The following is a 22,609-nucleotide window of genomic DNA, read 5'->3' as shown; positions in this document are numbered from 1 at the left end:
ATTGAGTGTGTGTTGGCGTTGACGTCGGACGTTTGAGCGTGAAGAAAAAGCCGGAGGAAGAATGGACGTAGTAAGAAGTATGTGGGCACTCAAAGGAGTAAATATACTCAAGATGTCCAAAACCATAGCCGGGCTTTTGTATTTCCGTCTGACATGGACCAGACGTGACTTGGATTATGTGCCGGCAGGTCTGGTGCCCAAGTTTATCAGCGCCCGCGAGGCGGCCGGAATGATTCCCGATGGGGCAACACTTACTATTGGCGGTTTTACATCTATCGGCCGCGCCTCTATCTTTTACTGGGCATTGAGAGACGCCTTTGAACGCACAGGTCATCCCTGCAATTTGACAGTGATCGGTACATGCCCGCAGGGCGGCCGCGGCAAGGTGCCCGGTACAATCGAGGAACTTTGCGCACCGGGAATTATCACACGTTATATTGTTGGACATGGTGAAACCGCCAAGGCGCTCTTGCAACTGGCCGACGAGGGTAAACTCGAGCTTCATACCATGTCGCAGGGAATTATGGCGTTTTTGATCGAAGCCCAGACAAAGGGTATTGGTTCCATTGAAACCAGTATAGGACGGGGCACTTTTCTTGATCCGGCCATAGGCCGCGGTTCGGCCGTATCTTCCGGGGCACGAAATAATTTTATCAGAATTAAGGGCGAAAAATTGGAATGTTATCTGCCCGTAATAGATAGAGCGCTCTTTCTTGCGCCTTATGCCGATAGTGAAGGTAATATCTACTTTACCGACGCGGCCCTGATTTTGGACTACAAAGATGCAGCGGCAGCGGCGCGACAAAATAGCGGTAAGGTAATCGTATCAGTATCCAAAGTTATTCCCAAGGACATCTCTCGAATCGCTATTAAGGCAGATGATGTTGATGCAATCGTAGTCAACCCGCGTAACGAACAGGCCGGAGGTTTTCTCCAGGCAAAATGCCAGCCTTATTTTTCGGCCTGCTCATCTGACGTGGACGACGAAGCAGTTAAGCTTATGAAGTCCATCAACACCTTTATAGAAGTTACTCCCTATCGCGGTAAGGTTGCCGATATTATTGCGCGCTTATGCGCCGATACTTTTGTCAAGAACACCAAATCCGGGGCTATTGTGAACATAGGCATAGGCATCGGCGAGGAAGTCGCCCGCATGCTTTATGAATTCGGATTATACAAGAAAATTATTTTTACTACCGAAGGCGGAGCTTACGGCGGTCTCCCGGCTGCAGGCGTCTATTTTGGCGCGGCCATCAGCCCGCAACGCCTCTTGAATACTGCGGAAATGTTTCATCTTTATGAAGGGAAACTGGAAACCAGCGTGCTCGGATTTCTGCAGGTGGATTCATCAGGAAATGTCAATGTATCTCATAGGGGTCCCAAGATGATAAATTTCGTTGGGCCGGGAGGGTTCACGGATATTGTCGAATATGCCAAGACAATCATCTTTGTGGGAAACTGGATGGATAAAGCAAAATATGAATTGAAAAACGGCTGTGTAAGACTTAAGAAATCGGGCAAGCTTAAATTCATTGACAAGGTGGACCAGATTACTTTCAATGCCCAAAGGGCGCTGAAAGCTGGTAAACTTGTATTTTACGTAACCACGGTTGGCGTCTTCAAACTAACTCAAGAAGGCCTTGAGTTAATCCGACTTATGCCAGGCATCGATATACAAAAGGATATAGTAAATGCCGGCGGGGCGCGTTTCATTATCCCGGATCATATTGTGCCCAACGTGGCGCCAGAGATCGTAAGCGGTAAAGGTTTTTCTCTAAAATTTGAAAATTCTTAAATTCTGCTTATAAGTAAAGACATGTTTAATTATTTGAAATCTTTTAAAGCAGTTTCATGATCGCGAAGCGGCTTTAAGGAAATCTCAGTTCCACCTTCGCCGTTAACGCCATAATCAAACGGATTATCAAGGTCCCTAATTAAGAAAACCATATAGGCAATCAGGAAAGTAACAAGTAATGTGAAAAAGAGAGACGCATAAAATGGTTCAATTTTAGTAAATATCAGACCAAGTGCGGTCAGGAACCCCATCGCTTCCACAATTGCGTAAGCTGAACTGATAAAATCGGTGTCTCTGACAGTGTCAATTCTCATGATCATTTTTCTGATGTTATTTTGTTCACTCTTCATTTTTACTATGTAGGGGGCTGGAACACCTTCTTTATCAAGTTCAACAAAAAAATCATTCATAGCGCTGATTTTATGCAACATGGATTTAGTTCTTTCCTTTCTATAGAACCAATCCACCAAAGAATTAATAAATGACTTTTGAAATTCCATAAATTGATGAGCAGGGGTGGAATTCTTGCCTTTATATATAGTGTATGCGTCATCAAATAATGATTTCAAGGATGCCGTTAGTTCACTGGGAATTTTCTCGCTTTCTTTGTAATCGGAAAGTACGCCCGTAATAAGAAATCCGATCAGGAATATTGTACCCGCTACCAAACTGGTAAAAAGGGCATTTAATTCCATAATCTCAAATCCGAATTTATGAGAAAAAAACTTTAATATGGCTACCAAAATAATCACGGGCATTATTTTGAAGGCTACTGACCACTTATGCCAGATTATTTTTGTGGATTTATTAATTATATTTTGTGTTTTCATGAATATTAAAACTTTTTACTTGCTACAGAACAAGACCTTTCCTTCCTTCTCACGGCGCGAACATATAAGGAATAACTGTGTGTGTCAATGCGATATTTTGCGATCAACTTTCATTGATTTCTTTTCTATGTTTTATCTTCAAGCAAATCGATATGCTCTTTCCGCGTGAAGATTTTTAAAATTTCGAACCAGGTGATACTCACGATCCCGGCGATGATGGCCAGACAGAAATCTATGGCGTGCATGGGGGCGAAGTGGAAAATTTCCTGCAGAAAGGGTACAAAAATCACAAGCCCCAGGAAGATGAGCGCTCCTCCCATGACCCAGACAAGCGCGGGATTGGGTGCCTTGAAGGAAGCAAAGATGATTCGTGACCAACTGCGGTTGGTCAGGATGAGACAAAGATTGGAGATGATTAAAGTAACAAAGGCGATGGCGCGAGCCTCATCCATGGATTGTCCCAGATAGAGTGCGGCCTTAAAGACCAGGGCTACCACGAGGAGGGCCACGAGCCCCTGGGCTGCGCTAATAACTAGAGAACGTTTACCGAACAGGCGCTCTTTGGGATCCCGGGGATTGCGCTGCATGATTCCTGCTTCTTCAGCCTCAGCCTCGAACACCACGGAACAGGCGGGGTCTATGATAAGTTCCAGAAACACGATATGGACGGGTAATAGAACCATCTCTTTCCATCCCAGAAAGACCGGCAGCAGGGACATTCCCGCAATCGGGATATGGACGCTGACAATGTAGGCCATGGCTTTTTTCAGATTGTCGAATATCTTGCGACCCATTCTCACGGCGCTGACGATGGAAGAGAAATCATCATTGAGCAGAACGAGATCTGATGCTTCGCGGGCGACATCCGTGCCGCGTTCACCCATGGCGACGCCGATATGAGCGGATTTTAGAGCCGGCGCGTCATTCACGCCGTCGCCAGTCATCGCTACTATTTGGCCGCCAGCCTTAAGAGCGTTCACTAAAATAAGTTTTTGTTCCGGTACCACGCGGGCGAAAACATTAACCTCTTTGACTCTTTGTTGAAGGGCAAGAGCATTCATCTGTTCCAATTCTTTGCCGGTGATGACCTTCTCCGGATTCTTAAGCCCGATTTGTTTAGCAATAGTTTGGGCGGTAATCGGGTAGTCGCCTGTGATCATCACGACCTTGATGCCTGCTGAATAACACATGCGGATGGCATCCGGCACGGTCGGACGGATGGGATCTTCCAGACCGATAAGACCGATGAATTGAAAGGTGAAATCATGCTGGATTGCAGGCAGGGGATTTTCTTCATGGAAGTAGGACTTGGCCACGCCCAGCACCCGCAGTCCTTCTCCGGCCATCTGTTCAATTTTTACGGCCAGTGATTTACGGCTGTTATCATCGAGGTGGCATAAGTCGGCAATGGCTTCCGGCGCTCCCTTGGCCGATATGACGAAGTCCTTTCCATCCGGCGATTTCCAAACATGCGACAGGGCCAGGAGCTCCGGGGAAAGCGAATATTCATGCACCAGACTCCAGTTGGCATGGATGTGCTTAGTCTGAGCGAGTTTATCCAACCCCAGTTTCAACAAGGCCTTTTCCATGGGATCAAAGGGATCTTTCTTACTGGCCAGAATGCCGAATTCGACCAATTCATGAAAGGTTTCGGGCAAGGGAATAGGGTATTCTTTCCGGATGATATAGAATTCATCGCAGGCCATGAGCATACGAATATCCATGATATTCTGTGTCAGGGTACCGGTCTTGTCAGTACAAAGCACAGTCGCCGCTCCCAGAGTTTCCACAGCGGCCATCTTGCGAGTTAACACCTGCTTAAGCGAGATTCGCCAGGCGCCAAGTGCCAGGAAGATTGTCAGCACAACGGGAAATTCCTCGGGCAGCATAGCCATGGCCAGAGTGATACCGGCCAGAATGCCGTCCATCCAACTGCTGCGCGTCAGCCCATAGATAAGAACCACAAGGCCAAAGAGTATCAGTGCGATGAGGAAGACCGCCTTGACGATACGTCCTGTCTCCTTCTGGAGCAGCGTGTCTTCCGGGACTACAGTTTGCAGTGCCTTGCCGATAGCGCCGATCTCGGTATGGATTCCGGTGGCCTTGACGTAAGCGATGGCCTGGCCTTGCACCACCAGAGTTCCTGAATAGACAAAAGGGATGTCCTCGCCGCCCGGCTTGCCCATTGTCAGGTTCGCCGGATCTTGTGCCGCCGCGGTCTTTCTTACGGAAATCGACTCACCGGTCAGCAACGATTCATCTACTAAGAGATTGCGGACCCAGACGATAACTCCATCAGCGGGAATACGGTCACCTTCGGCCAGGCACACCATGTCGCCGCTCACGACCTCGCGGCCGGGAATACGGATGTGTTGTCCGTTACGGATAACAAGAGCGCGGGGACTGGAGAGGTCGCGCAGGGCGTCGAGAGCCTTCTCGGTTTTGCCTTCCTGGTAGATGGTGATTCCCATCATGATGAACACAAAACCAAGCAGTAATAGGGCATCCTTAGGTTCACCGAGGAAGAGGTAGATGCTGCCGCACGCCACGAGCAGCAGGAACATTGGTTCTTTCACCACCTCGAAGGCGATGGCCAGAATGTTGCGCCTCTTGGAGGAGGGGAGCTCGTTGTAGCCCTCGCTCTTCAGTTTTTCCAAGACCTCTGCACTGGACAGTCCTTTGATTTGTTTAGCTTGTTCTTCAGTTAGCGCCATATGTATTTTATTCAAACCTTAATGCATCGATGGGATTGAGCAGGGATGCTTTGTAGGCCGGATAGAAGCCGAAAAAGATACCCACCAGACCGGAAAAACTAAACGAAAGCAGAATGGACAGAGGCGAGACAATTGATGGATATTCAAATACGGTAGACAGAATGACGGATCCGCCGCTGCCGATTATAATTCCTGTAATCCCTCCTATCATGGAAAGGGTCAGCGCCTCAATAATAAACTGAATCCGGATATCCCAGGTCTTTGCTCCGACGGCCATGCGGATGCCGATTTCCCGGGTTCTTTCCGTAACGGAAACAAGCATGATGTTCATGATGCCGATACCGCCGACCAGCAGCGATACCGAGGCTATTGCCCCCAGAAGCAGTGTCAGGGCATTGGTTGTCTGTTCCGCCATCTCCAGTATCTGGGTGAGGTTTCTGACCGTAAAATCATCTTCCTTGTTTGGGCCGATGCGATGTCTCTGGCGCAGAAGATCATTCACTTGTCTTTCCGCTATAGGAAGGTCCTCCTCGCTTCTGGCCTTGACCATGATGGTGCGCACCATACCCGGAATAGTTGTTCCGAAGATTTTTTTCTGCGCAGTGGTCAGAGGGATTAAAATGGTATCATCCTGATCCTGACCTCCAAGTGACTGTCCCTTGGATTCCAGAACGCCGATGACCGTGAAGGGAATCTTCTTGATTCTGATTATCTGGCCGAGAGGGTCAATACTGCCGAAGAGATTATCAACTACGGTTTGTCCCAGAAGGCAGACTTTCGTAGCGTTGCGGATATCCTGATCTGTCATGTTTCGTCCCGCTGTGAGACCTAAATCCTTCACTTGCAGAAAGCCCGGGGTTGTTCCCTGAATGCTGGTAGACCAGTTCTGATTTCCGTACACCACCTGAGCAGCGCCATGATGTTCGGGAGCCACAGCGGAAACGGCGGAACATTCTCTGGCGATGGCGTCAGCATCGTCCTTTGTCAAGGTGGACTGACTGCCTCCGCCCATCCTGATGCCTCCCTGTGTGGAACTGCCGGGTACGACGATTATGAGATTGCTGCCGATGCTGGAAATCTGTCCGGAAATTTTCTCACTGATCCCTGTACCCACAGCCAGCATGATAATCACAGCGCTGACGCCGATGATGATTCCCAGCATAGTAAGGGATGAGCGCATCTTGTTGACCCACAAAGCCCTGAGGGCGATTCGGAGAGTGGAAAAAATGCTGATCATGCTTTTTTTACCTCCTCGTCGCTGATTACATGTCCATCAACAAACCGGATGATCCGTTTGCTGAAAGCGGCAATATCCGGTTCATGGGTGACGAGAATAATTGTTGTTCTGGAATCTCTGTTCAGTTTAACGAGAAGTTCCATAATCTCAATGCTTGTCTTCGTGTCGAGATTCCCTGTCGGCTCATCAGCCATCAAAATAGGGGCGTCGTTGACCAGCGCCCGGGCAATGGCCACCCGCTGCTGTTGACCACCGGAAAGCTGATTGGGATGGTGGTGTTCTCTCCCTTCCAACCCCAGCATTTTCAAGGCTGCCAGAGATTTATTTTTTCGCTCTTTAGGCGGCACATGATTATACAGAAGAGGAAGTTCTACATTTTCCAGAGCCGTTGTCCTGGAGAGCAGATTAAATCCCTGGAAGACGAAACCGATCTTTTGATTACGAATGGCCGCCAGTTCGTCGCGTGACAGACCGCTGATTTTCTGACCATCCAGTAAATACTCGCCCGCCGTTGGTTGATCAAGACAACCGACGATATTCATGAAGGTTGATTTGCCCGATCCGGAAGGTCCCATGATGGCGACAAATTCTCCCTTTTCAATTTTAACGGACACATCTTCCAGAGCATGAATGCCCTCATCGCCGACATCATAGAGCTTGGCAAGTTTATGTGTTTCGATAAGAGTCATCAGTGCATGAACCCCGGCGGACGTGAGCTGCTGCTGGTTTTTTTGTTATTAAGACTGTCCGTGATAATTTCCTGACCTGCTTTAAGTTCTCCGGTCATGATTTCCGTGTAAGTTCCATCACTGAGTCCAGTCGTCACTTTGACAGGTTTCGGTTTGTTGTTTTCCAGTATCCAGACTTTTGTCCCTTTCATTCCCTGTTTGTCTTGGGATTTTTCGCTTTTACCCTTTGCCTCTGCCGGTTTGAAGCGCAGGGCCGCATTGGAAATTCGCAAAACATCCTTTCTGGTCTCGATCGTGATGGATACATTGGCTGTCATTCCCGGTTTTAGCTTTAACTGGGAATTATCCACATGAACAACAACATCGTAAGTGACGACATTAGACACCGTGATGGGCGCATTGCGCACCACGGCGACCTTCCCTTTAAAGATCGTATCGGGGTAAGCATCCACTGTAAAGGAGACGTCCTGTCCGACCTGGACCTTGCCGATGTCTGCCTCGTCCACATTGGTGTCTATCTGCATCTTGGTCAGGTCCTGAGCGATACTGAAGAGGGTCGGCGTCTGAAAACTGGCGGCGACTGTCTGGCCGACATCCACGCTTCGGGAAATGACGGTTCCGTCAACGGGAGAAAGAATATTTGTATATTGCAGGTTCGTTTCTGCGATCCTTAGGGCCGCCTGCGCCTGTCCCACCTGTGCCTTGGTTACCTTCTGCTGGGCTTCTGCGGATTGAAAATTTGTCTCGGCTGTTTCCCAGTCGCTTCTGGCGATAAAATTCTGGTCAAAGAGTTCCTTGTTCCTCTGGAGGGTTCGCCGGGCATCAAGAGTGGCAACGGCCGCTTTTTCCATGGTTGCTTTGGCCGACCACAGATTGGCATTGGCCTGATCGACCTGAGCCTGAACATTAGCAGGATCGATCTGGGCCAGGAGCTGGCCTTTCTTCACAGGTGAATTGTAATCGACCATAAGCCTCTTGATTGTTCCGGATACCTGTGTGCCCACGGAAACGGTCGTGACGGCGTTTACCGTACCTGTAGCTGTTACCAGAGCATTAATCTCGCCGCGGGAGACCTTTTCCGTTTTATAGGCCATGTCATTTCCGTTTCCCCGGAGGTAAAAGAAGAGTCCGATCGCAACAATCACTACAGCGATTATTGATAAAATGATAATTTTTTTCTTCATGGTTTTACTCCTATGGATTTTTCCAGGGCGGCTTGTGCCATTTTATAATTATAAAGAGCTGTATTCAAGTTAGCTCGTACGTTATTTAGGGTTATAGTGGCGTCCGCGACTTCAATGGGGCTGCCCACACCTGCCCGGTAGCGTCCTGATGCCAGATCATAGTTTTCTTTAGCCTGAAGCACTGTCATTTCGGCCATGGATATTTGTTGGGCCGTGTCCTGAAGATTAAGGTAGGACTGCTTTACATCAAGGATGATTGCCTGACGGATGGAATCTTCATTTGCTTTAAGAACTTCAAGATTAGCTCTGGCTTCATCAACCTGATATTTAGTCGAAAGCCCGGTAAAGATGGGGAAGCTAAGCGCGGCTCCCGCGTTCCAGCCGCTGCCAAGAGGGAAATCTGTTCCGGAATATCCGTAACCTGCGCTTCCAGACAACGTGGGATAATAGCCCTTTTGGGCCAGATCAATTGATTTCTCCGTAGCTTCCCGTTTGGCAATCACGGAACGAAGATCGGGGCGAGTGGAATAAGCTTTGCTCAAGACATCGTTTAATTGCAGATTACTTTTTTGAAAAGTCAGATTGTCCACAATATTAAAATCGGCGTTACCCGGAATGCCCATTACATCCTTCAATGTTATCCGGGCGGCGCGCACAGCATTTTCCGCCTTCAGGACATTAAGCCGGGCATTACCGAAATCAACTTCCGCTTTAGTCACATCGAATTTTGGCTTGGTGCCGATGCGGAAAAAAGCGTTGGCCTGATCCAGATGCTGTTGGAACTGCTGCATAGTATCGATAGCAACAACCAGATTCCGTTGGTTCTGTAGAAGATTATAGTAGGCATTTTTCACGTTCAGGACGACCATGGTCATGACGTCGTCGTAGTCAGCCCGGGAGGCATTGACATTCAAATTCTGAATCTTCACCTGGGTGGATGTTTTGCCGAAATCGAAAAGGGTCATTCCGACGTTGACATCGGTTGAATATTTATCATAAGAGTCCAGATTGCTGCCGGGCGGGGAAGTCGGGCCGATCCGCTGATAGCTCGTGGACAAGTTGATCTGGGGGTAGTAGTTGGCCTTAGCCTGCCCGACTTTGCTTTCATTTGCCTTAATAGTGCCCGCGGAAGCCTTGAGGCTCGGATGTTTTCCCAGAGCAATTGATATACATTGCTCGAGGTTATATGTCGTGTTTTTTGCAGCAGGCTCGATAGCTTTAGCTATCAAAGGCAGAAGAAATGTAAAAATTATAATAAGGATTATCTTTTTTTGCATGTTTTCACCTGTAAGTTCTTTTTGTTTTTTTCTTTTAAAAGTCCGTGCAAAGAAAAAAGAGTAATATGTTCAGTCAATTCGTCAATTTGTTTAGGACCGAAAAATTCACCAGGATAAAGTCTGCTAATCACGGGGTGTGAATGGCGGAAATAAAGGCATTGACCAACTATACTCATGGAATACAGCCGCACAATCCTTTCTTTAGATTTCTTCTCCAAAATAGCAGCTATAATTTCGGTGAGCAGTTGAAAGGAAGGACGAATTGTTTCCTCCACCAGAATATCGAACGCCCATGTTGGTTGGGTGAATTCTCTCGCCAAAAGTCTGCCGAACCAGGCGGGATGGCCGTCATCCATAATTCGCGTAAGAAATGACCTGATATATGCACGCAGTTTTTCTTCGGGTTTTTGTGCTTCTTTTATGCCAAGATTGTGCGGATGAGTTTGAAAAGCAATTTCCTGATAATGTTTCAATACGGCAAGATAAAGACCCTTTTTGTCGCCAAAGTGGTAATTGATAGCGGCAATATTTGCTCCGGCTTCCCGGCAGATGTCCCGAACCGTCGCCTTGGAATATCCATCTTCGGCAAATATCTTGCCTGCCGCCTCCATGATGGCGGCGCGTGTTTTTGAATGTGTTTTCTTGTTTTCCATAAATATATTCAAACATCTGTTTTAAACAACTGTATGAATAATTTCACTCGTTGTCAAGTATTTTTTAGCTCAGATATTTCCCATGCTTTATTCCCAGAATTATTTTGACACAAAATACCAATTATCATATATCTTTACACGCTTGGCGCGGCGCGAATATTCCATAACGAATTTCGAACATTCCGGGAAAGATCCTCTGACAATTTAATTCGGAGACTAATGAAGTGAGCCTTAGAAAAATTCTGCGGTACAGCTTTACTCTGGCAGTGATGATCGCTGCGGTATATTTTTTCTATCTGCAATACAAGGCTAACGCGGATTTGATAAGCACGTATGATTTCAGTATTAATCCTTATTATATTTTTGTGTCAATTATTATCGGAAGTATCGCTTTATTGTCAGGGCCTTTCGTGTGGAGGATTTACGTAAATAATTATCTGAACGAAAAACTGAATTATTCTGAAAGTTACGCTCTTTACTGCACTTCAGCGATGTTTAAGTACATTCCCGGGAAAATTTGGACTTACGCGGCGCAAATAACATTAATGTCATCGAAAAGGATTTCTAACGTAGCTCTCATTTACATCAATATGGTAAGTTTCATTTGTCTGGCGTTTGTGTCAGCCATGTTTGCATCTTATTATTATCTTTTCTGTGTGCGGGTTACAACGTTGGGAATTTCCATTTTGACATTTATTTTATTGATTGTTCTGGATTTTGTTTTTATTGTGTGGAACAATTCTATAATAAATTTTCTGATAGTTCCCGTAAACCGTTTGTTTAGAGTTGAAATAAAACCATTGAAAACCAAGAAAATAATATTTGTGTATACCCAATTATTTTATTTTTTTTCTTATATTCTTTTGGGAGTGGCAATGTACTTTCTTGCCAGGGGACTCAACATGAAAATACCTTTGACCAGTATGATTGCTATTATGGCAACAATTTCCGTATCGGCGATGGCTGGTTATGTTGCTTTTTTCAGCATGGGCGGACTTGGTGTCCGGGAGGGAACGATGTTTTTTATGCTGAGACAATTTTCCGGCATAGAAGCCGCGCTGATTCTGCCTATCGCGACACGTATATTGCTGACAGTCGTTGAACTTTTTATGGGAATTGTTGCACTGATTATAGGTTTAAGATATGGATATTTCTCCGAGCTGGCAAATGGTCGCCCAGAGGGGTCTATGATAATGAAAACGAAAGCAAATACAGATTTGTAAAGAGCAAAACAAAAATTGCAACTAAATGCCATTTTGCTTTCAAAGGATAACGCGGCGGCAAGGAGGAGGCTCCGCAGGCGTATTACTAATACGTCGAGGAAGCCGACAGACGCAGCCAACAAAGTTAGCCAAAGAAAGCAAATTGGTATAAGGATGTTACTATGGGATTAATACAATTATTAATTAAAGATCCGCTGTCTTTTGTAATATTGTCGGTTCTCCTGTTATATTCGGTAATATTTCATGAACTGGCTCACGGATGGGTTGCCTATAAAATGGGTGATCCAACGGCTAAATGGCTGGGAAGACTGACGCTTAATCCTATCAAGCATCTCGATCTTTTCGGAAGTTTGATGCTCCTGATTGTTGGATTCGGCTGGGCAAAACCAGTTCCGGTGAATCTGGGAAATATTCCCGGCGATAAAAGACGAAAAGGTCTTATTTTAGTGTCGGCGGCGGGCATTACGGCAAACATTATCTTCGCTTTTGTCGCGCTTTTTCTATTGAAGCTGATTTCTCCTGAACCTTCCGGGATGGCCGGGCAAGTCTTTCTTTTGCTGGCCCATATTAACATTATATTAGCAGCGTTTAATTTAATCCCGATTCCGCCGCTTGACGGTTCTAAAATACTTATGGGTTTTGCGCCGGAATCTGCAAACAAGGTACTGAATCAACTGGAACCTTTTGGATTTTTTATTGTTATCGGATTGCTCTTTTTAGGTGCGCTTAATCCGGTGATAAACTTGTTTCAAAATATCATAGTCATGTTTATATCTTTGATTCTACGCGCAATCGGCGCCGGGTAAAATATTGATAGATGAAATTATAATCATTAACAAAAAGGAGATATTGTTATGATGACATTCACAGAGTTATTAAAAAAAAGAAGATCTATTCGTGATTTTCAGGACAAAGAAGTGCCTTTGAAGATGGTGGAGGAAATCCTGCAGGAATCTACTCTGGCGCCTTCAGCCAGTAACGGCCAGCCCTGCCGGTTTTCTATCGTCAATTGTAAAAATACTATTAAAGCTCTCTCCGATGAAAGCAAAGCAAACCTCCTCGACGATTTTGCTCAAAATAAAGCATCTTTTAATCCTGCCTATGCGGATGTGCTGAAAGATAAAAATTTCAATGTTTTTTATAATGCGCCATGTCTGATTTACGTTATCGGTTCGACAAGCGTAGGTTCGCTTGATGTTGACTGCGCGCTGGCGGCGAGTTATATCATGTTTTCCGCGGTATCAAGAGGATTAGGAACCTGTTGGATTGCGTTGGGTTCACAAATCCGCGATCCTAAAACAAAAGCTTTATTGGGAATTCCCGATGGCTGCTGTATTGTAGCGCCGATTATTATCGGCTATCCTGAGAATATACCAGCAGCGTCCGAACGACACGCTCCACAGATTCTCAGAGTAATCAGTTAAAATAAAAATGTCCCTTCACCTCTGTCATTCTTGTGCGAGCATGGGCGAGACAAGAGAATCCAGGAAACAAGTGAACTGAATTGCCCGAATGAGATGAGCAATGACATAACTTGTAGTATTAAAGAATTTCGGTAAGATTTTTTAGCCCGGCAACGGGATTTGTCCTGAAGTGAAAACGAATTATTCTTCGTCCCGCGTCTTTCAGTGCCTGCCAATCGCCCTGAGACTGAGCGGCTTGGAGCGTGCCAAAGGTGAGCGAAGATTTTTTATTGCCGATTTCATCGGGAATATCAACATCCCAGAAATTTTCTTGTGTCAACTGGATAAATAACCCATTTCCGGAATCGCCCTTGTGTAATTGTCCGGTTGAATGCAAATACCTTGGTCCATAACCTTTTGTTACAGCGAGTCCATATTTGATAAAAATCGTTTCACGCAGAGTGCATAGCGCTTCATCCACTTCCGGCGACTGGTTTAAGTAAACCTGCAAACAAAAATAATCACCGTTATCCGCTTCAGAAAGAAAATTATTGAACTTATCGGCCAAAGTAAGAGCTTGTGGCCCTCCATAAACAACACATTCCGGAGTTGTTAAAGAAGATAACTCATAAGGAAGTTCTTTATGCTCGCGATAAACTGCAATCATGCGGCGGATATGCGCCTTTGTTATTTCCACGTCCGGTTGATCGAAAGGATTGATACCTAAAAAGTGTCCGGCTACGGCTGTAGCCATTTCCCAAAGAAACATTTGGCTGCCCAGATCGTAACGATTATTGGAAGTGATAGTAATTACAGGATGTCCGGCTTCAACAAGGCCGTTGATTTTTGTCGAATTATCAACGGCTGCATTTTGAAAAAAAACAAATAAGCGATCATTACCGTAAACACACGGGTCTACCAACGGTTCATCAAGAACAGGCAGGATTCCTTTTCCTTCCTTGCCCGTACTCTCTGCGATAAGTTGTTCCAGCCAGTTGCCAAAAGGAGCCCACTGCGGCGACATAATAAAGGTGATTTTATTTCGTCCTTGCCGCGCCAATGTGCCCAGAGTCGCGCCTAATACGGCTCCGGTGGCGGCAAACTCACCAGAAAAGTTTTCAGTTTTTTCCAGTTGTTGAGCGTCTATTGCTGATAGCAGAAGTATTTCCACATCAACGCCGATAAGTGCTGCGGGAACTATTCCCGTTATGGAAAGAGCTGAATAACGTCCCCCGATATTCGAATCGCTTGAAAATACATGCTGAATAGAAAGCTTTTTGCTCAATTCCTCCAGGGCACTACCTTTATCGGTAAGAAAGATAAAGTGATTACTGGCAGAATCTCCTATTTTTTCGAGGGCTAAGTTATAGAAGAAATGAAAGAGGGATGCAACTTCCATCGTTTTTCCCGATTTTGAGGAAACAAGAAAAATAGTCTTCTCAAAATTCAGGCGTTGAGTAAAACGAGATATTGAAATCGGATCTGTTGTATCAATAACATGTAACTTAGGATAACCATCCTCACTGCCGAATATTTGATTGAATACTTCAGCAGCCAAAATCGATCCACCCATTCCCAGTAAAACAACGTCATTAATGCTGCCATTGATGAATGGTTCAAGAGTTTGGCGAATATAGGTTATCTTTTCTAATGTTTCCGATGGTGCGTCAAGCCAGTCCAATCGGTTGACAATTTCATCAGGAGATGATTTCCAGACGGTATAGTCTTTTGCCCAGATGCGGCCGATAGTATTGTCGCGGCGCATTTGATCCAATGCGCTCATGATTGAATCTTGATATATTCCCAGAGAAAAAGAAATATATTCATTATTCATTTGTTTTTCTCCCTTTAGACGCGAAGGAACAATTCTTTTGCTGCTGCCACAATTTTTTCAACAGTGAAACCGAATTTTTCATAGAGCACCGGTCCCGGAGCACTGGCGCCGAATGTTTCCATGCCGATGATCATACCTTGCAGCCCCACGTAATGTTCCCATCCCAGCTTGATTCCGGTCTCCACGGCAATCCGAGAAGTTATCGCCGGCGGCAAAACGCTGTCACGATATTCTTGCGTTTGACGATCGAATATTTCCCAGCTGGGGAGCGAGACAACTCTTACCTTTGTTCCATTTTCAGTGAGTTTACGGGCAGCCGTTAGCGTTAAGGAAACTTCCGAACCGGTAGATATTAAAATCAATTCGGGATTAGGCGCCGATTCCCACAGAATATAACCGCCGCGTCTCACACCTGATGCGGCACCGCAGACACTTCGATCAAGCACCGGTAGATTTTGACGGCTGAAGATTAGCGTTGTCGGGCCGCTGGTGTTAGATATAGCAATTTTCCAAGCCTCTAAAGTTTCATTGGCATCGGCCGGACGGATAACGGTCATATTCGGCACTTGACGCAAATTCATAATTTGTTCCACCGGCTGATGCGTGGGGCCGTCTTCTCCCAAGCCGATGCTATCATGCGTGAATACAAAAATAGCGCGCAAGCCCATCAGCGCGGCCAGGCGCATAGGTGGGCGCATGTAATCGGCAAAGGTCAAAAAAGTGGCCGTATAGGGAATAAGGCCGCCATGTAAAGCCATGCCTACGGTAATCGATCCCATTGCGTGTTCTCTTATCCCGAAATGAATGTTGCGACCTGTATAATCCCACGAACCTCCCACCATGCCGTGCAAACCTTCTTTGGGAAGTAGAGGACTTTGAAAGTCGCCCATTCCTTTAAGCCAGGTAAAAGTAGAAGGGTTAAGGTCAGCCGAGCCGCCCATAAGTTCGGGTACTTTTGAGGCGATGGCCTGCATTACAATTTCTCCTGCCTTGCGTGTCGCCACGTCTTTTGATCCGTTGGGGAATTCGCTTAATGTCGATTCCCAATTATCCGGCAGGTCGCCTTTTGTTGATCGTTCAAATTCCGCGGCAAGAGCAGTTTCTTTTTGCCGGTAAGTATTTAAAGTGTCCTGCCATTGCTTCTCGCATTTTTTACCGCGTGAAATAGCCTTGCGGAAATATTTCTGAACATCTTCGGGAACATAAAAAGTCGAATCCGTAGTCCAGCATAGAGCTTCTTTTGTTTTTTGCAGTTCATCGGCTCCCAGCGGAGAACCGTGTGCGTCACATTTCCCCTGTTTGCAGGGTGCGCCGAAACCTATTGTCGATTGAACACAAATTAATGAAGGTTTTTCAATTTCACGTTTGGCTTTTTTGATGGCTCGGTCAATAGCGGCAACATCGTTTCCATCGGCAACTTTCTGCACCTGCCAGCCGTAAGCTTTAAAACGCTGTTCGGTATTTTCCGTAGAGGAAAGAGAAGCTGCGCCGGCAAGAGTTACCTTGTTGTCGTCATAAAGAACGATAAGTTTTCCCAAGCGCAGGTGACCGGCCAGAGCACAGGCCTCAGCGGCAACACCTTCCATTATATCGCCGTCACTAGCCATGACATAAGTAAAATGATCAACCAATTTTTCATCTTCGCGGTTGAAGCGTGCCGCCAGATGCGTCTCGGCAATAGCCATGCCTACGGCGTTGGCCAAACCCTGTCCCAAGGGCCCTGTGGTTACTTCCACACCGGGAGCATGCTTGTATTCGGGATGACCCGGTGTACGGCTTCCCCATTGACGGAAATTTTTAATATCGTCAAGAGTAAGATCATAACCGGTGAGATGCAAAAGGGCGTATAAAAGCATTGATGCATGACCGGCGGAAAGAACAAAGCGATCGCGATCAGGCCACTGAGGATTCTTGGGATTGTGTTTCAAATGTCTTGTCCATAAGGTAAAAGCAGCGGCGGCAGCTCCCATCGGCATGCCGGGATGGCCGGATTTGGCTTTTTCAATCGCGTCAGCAGCCAGAAAACGTATAGTATCAATGCATTTATTTTCCAATTCGTTTTTATCGGACATATAGTCTCCTTAAAAATATTTGTACCATTCCTATTTTTTCGGCTAACTTTATTGGCTTAGCCTGTCCCGGCGCAGGCCGGGGTCGGTATCCTCAACGTATCGATATATACGTCTGCGGAGCCTCCTCCTCGCCGCCTCGTTATCCTTTGAAATCGAAATGGTATAAGAATATGGGAAGTGTATTAACATATTTAAAAGGTTTTTAAAACTTTTCTTGAAAAATATTTCAAATTTCATTTATGAAAAAAATATTATAAAATAAATACAGGAAGATAATATATTATAAACAACGGTTTAGTTAGACTTTCATGCACAAACAGGCACAGATGCTATAATCCTTTCACGGTGAATATAACGAAAGAAAGAGGAATGATAAACAGGATTATTGAAAACGAAGCCGAACTCACTGCTGTTTTAAAAGAATGCCAGAGGGTTTTCGTTCTTTTCTATGCTTCGTGGTGCCCTCACTCACGCAGATTTCTGCCAATCTTCGATAAGTATGCCCTTGATAACGATCCGCAATTTTGCCGAATGATGACCGATCAAGTGAGGGAATGTGAAGATACATACGACATTGAAGTAGTGCCGACGGTAATCTTTTTTGAAAAGGGACGGGCGATCAAGCGTATTGAAGGTGTTTTGGGCAGCGGGCTCACCGAAGGACAGCTCGACAACCTTATAAAATCGTGTGATCTTACCGACGGCGAAGCTGGAAAACCGGGGAAGATAAAGTCATGACCAACGGCAAAGTCCAGATATTCACGTCATTGAATTATTGGTGATTTTCGTGCTAATATTCTTTTCAAATTTAGTCATTGTAGAAAATAACAAGATTATTCCTGAAAAATAAATCAGGACGTTGCGGTGATCTTGAAAGGAGGCCTCAATGAATACATACCAAATAACCGTTATAGTCGGGAGTCTTCGTAAGGATTCATTCAATCGCAAACTGGCTGATGCCATTATAAGGTTGGCGCCCCAGGAGTTCTTTTTCCAGCACGCGCAAATCAATGATCTGCCGCTTTACAATCAGGAAGACGACGCGAATCAGGCCGAGCCGGTCAAGCGGCTAAAGACCCAAATCAAAAGCGCTCAGGGACTTTTGTTTGTCACTCCGGAATACAATCGTTCAATACCTGGTGTGCTTAAAAACGCCATCGACCATGCCTCGCGTCCTTATGGCCTGAACTCTTTGGCCGGAAAACCTGCCGGTATTCTAGGTGTTTCAAGCGGCGCTACTGGAACCGCCATGGCGCAGCAGCATTTACGCAATATTCTCTCCGCATTGAACGCCCCAACACTTTGTCAGCCTGAAGCTTTTATCCAGATGAAAGACGGATTGTTTGACGAGACCGGTAACATCGGGGTAGACAGTAAAAAATTCATGCAGAGCTGGATGGACAAATATGTCGCGTGGGTGAGGAAGCACGCGGTTTAATACCGAATCCTATTCCTAAATCAAGGATGATATCGAGGATGCTAGCTGGAGGCAAAGAGGCGTATTATAAATACGTTGAGGAAGCCAACAATCCCAGCCTGTGCCGGGGCAGGCTATGCCAACAAAAATAGCGCTTTGATTTAGGAATGGGATAGCTCGTCATCAAGCCAGTTCAGATATTCCTTGCTCCCTTTAATAATCGGCACGGCGATGATTTCCGGTGTTTCGTAAGAGTGCAGTTTTTTGATGGAGGATTTAATTTTTTTAAATAAGTCTTCCCGTGTTTTAATCAGTAAAAGCCACTCTCTGGAGGTTTCCATTTTTCCCTTCCAGTGATAAATACTTTCAATGGGGCCGGAGATCTGCACGCATGCGGCCAGTTTTTGTTCGACTAAATATCGGGCAATTTTTTGTGCCTGTTCTTTGGTTTCGGTTGTTGTAGATATTTGAATGTAAGATTTCATTTTTCACCCTCACCCGACCTCTCCCCTCAAGGGAGAGGAGTTCATGCAGCGCAATCCCGATGGAATCGGGACATATGAGTTTTTTTCAAGGTCGTGTGCATTCGTACATCATAATCGCGGCCGCCTGCGGCAAGCTCAGGGAATCGGCTTTACCGATTCCGGGAATGCTCCATTTTTCATCGGCTAGTCTTAAAATGGTTTCCGGCAAACCGTGGCTTTCGTTGCCCAAAAGCAGAGCTGCCTTTTTATGGACCGGATGAGGCGGTAAACCGTCGCGTACATCAGAGCCAATGAGAAAAAAGCGTTTTTTAATTTCCGGCAATGTGGCAGACAAATCAATATCGGGGATAATTGTCAGATGGAAAATACTGCCCATGGAAGCGCGCACGACTTTAGGATTGGTGTAGTCCACCGAGTTAGCACTTAAAATTATTCCATCAAAGCCGAACCATCGCGCGCTGCGCATGAGCGCTCCGAGATTGAGGGGATTGTTGATTTCATGCAAAATCAAAATATTGCCGGAAGTTTTAGGCAGCCATGAAGAAAAATTTTGTGCCTGTTTCATACCGACTACAGCCATAATTCCTTCCGGTTCTCTGTCCTGTCCAATTTTTTGCCATTGGGAACGTGTGAGTTGATAAATGAGAATATCTTCGGCGGCTGGCAGTGCGAGCTTCTCCCGGTATTGTATTTTTTCGGGCATAACCAGTATTGCTTTTATTTGCCAGTCGCTAGTCAGCAGCTCTTCGACAACCTTGACGCCTTCGGCCAGGAAGATTCCTTCCTCTTGCCGCACCTTGGTGTCGTCAAGCCTTGCCCATTTTTTCAACTGCGCTTGAGAAGCGTTTAAATATTCTGTTTGCATAATATTACTTCTCTATAGTTATCTGAGGAATATCTTCATACTTTGTATCCGGCCATATTATGGACGCTACAACCGAAATAACAAGAATAGAGGATATTACAATCAGAGAAGCTCCGACCGGTACGTGAAAAAAATCTTCAATAAGCATTTTAACGCCGACAAAACTCAGGATTGCCGCCAGACCGTAATGCAGTAGATGAAACAATTTCATCAAACCGGAAATAGCAAAGAACAAAGAGCGCAGGCCAAGAATGGCGAAGACATTGGAAGTATAAACAATAAAAGGATCTTTGGAAATGGCCAGAACCGCCGGGATGGAATCAACAGCGAACAGGATATCGGTGGTTTCCAGCGCCAGAAGCACGGCCAGCATGGGAGTTGCAAAACGCCTGCCGTTTTTAATGATAAAAAACTTGGCTTCCTGAAATTCTTTTGTCACAGGAATGAAAAAACGCAGCATTTTGATGGCGATATTTTTATCGGGATGAACTTCGGTTTCTTTGTTCAAGGCCATTTTGATGCCGGTAAAAATAAGGAAAACACCAAAAATATACATTACCCAACTAAAGGTATTGATGAGCGCGACGCCCGCGAAGATAAAAATCGCGCGGGTAATCAGCGCCAGCAATATTCCCCAGAACAGAGCCTTGTGTTCATAAGAGTGCGGCACGTTGAAAAACCTGAATATCAGCATGAAGACGAAAAGATTATCGATGCTCAAAGAGTATTCAATGATATAAGCGGTAAAAAACTCCATCGCTTTGGAGTGGCCTTCATCGTGGAAAAAGAAAATGCCCGCGCAAAACAAGAGCGCCAGGGTCACCCAGAAAGCCGTCCAAAGCAAGGATTCCTTCATTTTGATGACGTGAATCTTGCGGTTAAAAACACCGAGGTCTAAAGCGAGCATAGCAAAGATAAAAACACCAAAAAATATCCACCACAAAGTCATTATGCAAACTCCTGCTTATTTTGTTGAAACTGAGACGTGTCTGCGCCATATGATGATAATTATGCCCGCTATCATCATCAGCGAGCAAAGAACCTGTCCCATGCTCATGAAGCTTAAAACTAAACCAAGTTGATAATCGGGTTCACGGAAAAATTCGATAAAGAAACGCACAAAACCGTAGCCGCAAAGGTATATTCCCAGAAGTAGTCCGTCAAAACTTTTCTTTTTTCTAATAATCCACAGCAGAATAAAAAGAACAATTCCTTCGAAAAACGCTTCGTAAAGCTGGGAAGGATGGCGCAGGCTGTGTGTTGAATCTAAGGGGAAATACATTCCCCACGGTACAGCGGTTACGCGGCCATATAATTCGCCATTGATGAAATTGCCGAGTCGGCCGAAAGTGTAACCCAGCGGTATGGCCGGGCAGAAAAGATCAACGAAATTCCAGATATCAATCTTACTTTTGCGGCAGAATAATATAGTGGCAATAACGATGCCAATAAGTCCTCCATGATAAGACATGCCGCTGAGTCCGACAAATTTAATTCCGTTGGAAAAATCGAAGGGTAAAATTATTTCTAGCGGATGTTGCAGATAATAACCGAAGTTGTAGAATAAGGCATAACCGAACCGTCCTCCTAAAATCAAAGCAAGCATTACCCAAACGAGATAGTCCTGCACCGTTTCCGCCGTATATTCGTAATTTTCACTTTTAAGACGATAGATGGTTAGAAAATAGACGATGACAAAAGCAACAAGATACATCAAACTGTAGTAGCGCAGTTGAAATGATCCTATGCTGAAAAGAGATGGGCTTATCTGCGAAGGTAATTGCTGCCAGGCATTGATGAAAGATTCCATGATTATATTTTCTCTGTTTTAACTTTAGTATGATTCGCCTTTGAGTTCTTCGACGTATAACTCGGCGCTGTAAATGGCATTGGCTCCGTCGCCCGCAGCTGTTACCACCTGCCGGAACTGTTTGGCGCGGCAATCACCGGCAGCAAATATTCCTGCCGCTGATGTGCGCATGTTTTCATCTGATATAATGTAGCCGCCCGCATCCAGTTTTAAGATATTTCGGAAAATGTCCGTATGAGGAATTCGGCCGACAAATATAAAAACTCCTTCCGCTTCAAATTCGTTAATTTTGCCTGATTCAACATCGGCTACTTTTACGCCGGTAACAAATTCCTGCCCGGTAACTTCAGCGAGTTTTGATTTCCAGATAAATTCAATTTTTTTTTCCGCGAACGCTCTTTTCTGCAGAATTGCCGCCGCGCGCAGACGGTCGCGACGATGAATCACGGTAACTTTTCTGGCAAAATGAGTCAGAAACAAAGCTTCCTGAATAGCCGTATCGCCGCCGCCCACAACAACAACATCCTTGTTTCTATAAAACGGCCCATCACAGGTGGCGCAGTAAGAAACGCCTTTGCCGGCGAATTCCTCTTCGCCGGGAACTCCCAACTTGTTCCATTGCGCACCGGTCGCGGCAATTACGCTTAAAGTACTGTACGATTTATTTTGCACTACAATATCCCAGATAAATGGTGTACCGGCGTTTTTTTTAATTGACGAGACATCATTGGCTTGAATTTCCAGTCCGAAATTGAGAGCCTGTTTTTTAAATAACTGCATCAGATCGAAACCGTTGATGCCGTCTGGAATTCCCGGATAGTTTTCAATTGTATCGGTAATTGTTATCTGGCTGACCGTTGCCGCTCCTTCCACGAGCAATGTTTTCAGCCCGCTTCTGGCGGCATAAATTCCTGCGGTATAGCCGGCCGGTCCGCCGCCAATAATAATCGTATCGTAATCATATTCAGGCAACTTTGCTTTGCTCACTGATAAACCTCCTCTTGAATAATACACTTATACTCTAATCAATATAAATGGAATTTGTAAAGTCTAAAATAAGACCTTTGGGGCTGTTGACCGGGAGCGTATTCACGTAGGGAGGCGCAATTATAACTAGTCAC

20 protein-coding genes are annotated in these 22,609 nt (G+C 45.5%); 6 read left to right on the top strand and 14 right to left on the bottom strand.

Translation table 11 applies throughout. The annotated features are described in order from the left end of the window. The first annotated feature begins 61 nt into the window (after window positions 1–61). Window positions 62–1,795, top strand: a complete 1,734-nt coding sequence (locus tag CVU62_09190; GenBank protein PKN37883.1) for a hypothetical protein — start codon at window positions 62–64, stop codon at window positions 1,793–1,795. 29 nt (window positions 1,796–1,824) lie between these two features. Here CVU62_09190 and CVU62_09185 read toward each other — a convergent pair whose 3' ends face one another. From CVU62_09185 to CVU62_09155, 7 genes are all read right to left on the bottom strand, one after another. Next, the gene (locus CVU62_09185; protein PKN37882.1) at window positions 1,825–2,625 is read right to left on the bottom strand and encodes a hypothetical protein; all 801 of its coding nucleotides are present in this window, start codon (window positions 2,623–2,625) and stop codon (window positions 1,825–1,827) included. Window positions 2,626–2,750: 125 nt separating this feature from the next. Next, window positions 2,751–5,339, bottom strand: coding sequence for an ATPase (locus CVU62_09180; GenBank protein PKN38063.1), 2,589 nt, complete (start codon window positions 5,337–5,339; stop codon window positions 2,751–2,753). Window positions 5,340–5,346: 7 nt separating this feature from the next. Then, window positions 5,347–6,576 carry a multidrug ABC transporter substrate-binding protein gene (locus tag CVU62_09175; protein ID PKN37881.1) on the bottom strand — a complete coding sequence of 410 codons (1,230 nt, stop codon included), beginning with the start codon at window positions 6,574–6,576 and terminating at the stop codon, window positions 5,347–5,349. After that, a complete protein-coding gene (locus tag CVU62_09170) occupies window positions 6,573–7,268 on the bottom strand; it encodes a macrolide ABC transporter ATP-binding protein (GenBank protein PKN37880.1) in 696 nt (231 codons plus the stop codon). Before CVU62_09170 ends, CVU62_09175 begins: the two co-directional genes overlap by 4 nt. Beyond that, window positions 7,265–8,449 (bottom strand): efflux RND transporter periplasmic adaptor subunit, encoded by a 1,185-nt coding sequence (locus CVU62_09165; protein ID PKN37879.1) that lies wholly within the window; start codon window positions 8,447–8,449, stop codon window positions 7,265–7,267. The genes CVU62_09170 and CVU62_09165 overlap by 4 nt, the downstream gene beginning before the upstream one ends. Next, window positions 8,446–9,726 carry a TolC family protein gene (locus tag CVU62_09160; GenBank protein PKN37878.1) on the bottom strand — a complete coding sequence of 427 codons (1,281 nt, stop codon included), beginning with the start codon at window positions 9,724–9,726 and terminating at the stop codon, window positions 8,446–8,448. The genes CVU62_09165 and CVU62_09160 overlap by 4 nt, the downstream gene beginning before the upstream one ends. Beyond that, window positions 9,711–10,379: a DUF1956 domain-containing protein gene (locus CVU62_09155; protein ID PKN37877.1), complete on the bottom strand. Its 669-nt coding sequence runs from the start codon at window positions 10,377–10,379 to the stop codon at window positions 9,711–9,713. The genes CVU62_09160 and CVU62_09155 overlap by 16 nt, the downstream gene beginning before the upstream one ends. Before the next feature lie 224 nt (window positions 10,380–10,603). Here CVU62_09155 and CVU62_09150 point away from each other — a divergent pair, with 224 nt between their 5' ends. The 3 genes from CVU62_09150 (at window position 10,604) to CVU62_09140 (ending at window position 13,026) form a co-directional block, all read left to right on the top strand. Continuing rightward, window positions 10,604–11,602: a hypothetical protein gene (locus CVU62_09150; GenBank protein ID PKN37876.1), complete on the top strand. Its 999-nt coding sequence runs from the start codon at window positions 10,604–10,606 to the stop codon at window positions 11,600–11,602. A 161-nt stretch (window positions 11,603–11,763) separates the two neighbouring features. Then, complete coding sequence (locus CVU62_09145; protein ID PKN37875.1) at window positions 11,764–12,408, top strand: site-2 protease family protein; 645 nt, start codon at window positions 11,764–11,766, stop codon at window positions 12,406–12,408. Between the two features lie 48 nt (window positions 12,409–12,456). Beyond that, window positions 12,457–13,026, top strand: a complete 570-nt coding sequence (locus tag CVU62_09140; GenBank protein PKN37874.1) for a nitroreductase family protein — start codon at window positions 12,457–12,459, stop codon at window positions 13,024–13,026. 118 nt (window positions 13,027–13,144) lie between these two features. Here CVU62_09140 and CVU62_09135 read toward each other — a convergent pair whose 3' ends face one another. After that, complete coding sequence (locus CVU62_09135) at window positions 13,145–14,839, bottom strand: glucose-6-phosphate isomerase (GenBank protein ID PKN37873.1); 1,695 nt, start codon at window positions 14,837–14,839, stop codon at window positions 13,145–13,147. Window positions 14,840–14,853: 14 nt separating this feature from the next. Beyond that, the gene (tkt, locus tag CVU62_09130) at window positions 14,854–16,911 is read right to left on the bottom strand and encodes a transketolase (GenBank protein PKN37872.1); all 2,058 of its coding nucleotides are present in this window, start codon (window positions 16,909–16,911) and stop codon (window positions 14,854–14,856) included. A 369-nt stretch (window positions 16,912–17,280) separates the two neighbouring features. Here tkt and CVU62_09125 point away from each other — a divergent pair, with 369 nt between their 5' ends. Then, window positions 17,281–17,649, top strand: coding sequence for a hypothetical protein (locus CVU62_09125; GenBank protein PKN37871.1), 369 nt, complete (start codon window positions 17,281–17,283; stop codon window positions 17,647–17,649). A 148-nt stretch (window positions 17,650–17,797) separates the two neighbouring features. After that, on the top strand, window positions 17,798–18,349 hold the full coding sequence (locus CVU62_09120; GenBank protein ID PKN37870.1) for an NADPH-dependent FMN reductase: 552 nt from the start codon (window positions 17,798–17,800) through the stop codon (window positions 18,347–18,349). A gap of 140 nt (window positions 18,350–18,489) precedes the next feature. On the opposite strand, the gene CVU62_09115 is transcribed toward CVU62_09120, so the two are convergent. The 5 genes from CVU62_09115 to trxB form a co-directional block, all read right to left on the bottom strand. Further along, entirely contained in the window at window positions 18,490–18,813 is a 324-nt protein-coding gene (locus CVU62_09115) for a cytochrome C biogenesis protein CcdA (protein PKN37869.1), read from the bottom strand. An 85-nt stretch (window positions 18,814–18,898) separates the two neighbouring features. Beyond that, on the bottom strand, window positions 18,899–19,678 hold the full coding sequence (locus CVU62_09110; protein ID PKN37868.1) for a hypothetical protein: 780 nt from the start codon (window positions 19,676–19,678) through the stop codon (window positions 18,899–18,901). 4 nt (window positions 19,679–19,682) lie between these two features. Continuing rightward, window positions 19,683–20,627 carry a hypothetical protein gene (locus CVU62_09105; protein PKN37867.1) on the bottom strand — a complete coding sequence of 315 codons (945 nt, stop codon included), beginning with the start codon at window positions 20,625–20,627 and terminating at the stop codon, window positions 19,683–19,685. 15 nt (window positions 20,628–20,642) lie between these two features. Then, the gene (locus CVU62_09100) at window positions 20,643–21,488 is read right to left on the bottom strand and encodes a prolipoprotein diacylglyceryl transferase (GenBank protein PKN37866.1); all 846 of its coding nucleotides are present in this window, start codon (window positions 21,486–21,488) and stop codon (window positions 20,643–20,645) included. A gap of 24 nt (window positions 21,489–21,512) precedes the next feature. Continuing rightward, the gene (gene trxB / locus CVU62_09095; GenBank protein PKN38062.1) at window positions 21,513–22,460 is read right to left on the bottom strand and encodes a thioredoxin-disulfide reductase; all 948 of its coding nucleotides are present in this window, start codon (window positions 22,458–22,460) and stop codon (window positions 21,513–21,515) included. Between the last annotated feature and the right edge of the window lie 149 nt (window positions 22,461–22,609).

The sequence above is a fragment of the Deltaproteobacteria bacterium HGW-Deltaproteobacteria-2 genome, assembly GCA_002840505.1.
Classification (GTDB): Bacteria; Desulfobacterota; Syntrophia; order Syntrophales; family Smithellaceae; genus Smithella.
The sequence above is the reverse complement of the archived record's forward strand: the minus strand, read 5'-3'. Positions and strand labels throughout refer to the sequence as shown.